Here is a 255-nt window from a genome sequence, read left to right on the forward strand (position 1 = left end):
TTCCCTCCGAGACGGCCGCCTGCAAGGCCGCCACTGATTTTGCGTAGTCTGCGCGAGCGGCCAGCGCGTCCAGCTGGGCGCTGCGATAGGTGCGCCGCACATCCAGTAAATCCATGATGCCCAGCGCACCACGCTGGAATGCGAATTCGGCCGCGTCAGCCGACTTGCCGGCCGCAGGCAGCAACTGCTCGTCGTCGAGGCGCAGCTTCTGGCCGGCCGTGCGTACCTGTTCCAGGCTCAGTTCCAGTTCGGCCC

Annotated in this window: 1 pseudogene; it reads right to left on the minus strand. The window is 66.7% G+C overall.

From position 1 onward, the window contains the following. Positions 1-255 (minus strand): annotated as a pseudogene (locus tag H3H39_RS27495) (TolC family protein); the annotation flags it as partial.

The sequence above is a fragment of the Rugamonas apoptosis genome (genome assembly GCF_014042355.1).
GTDB lineage: Bacteria > Pseudomonadota > Gammaproteobacteria > Burkholderiales > Burkholderiaceae_D > Rugamonas > Rugamonas apoptosis.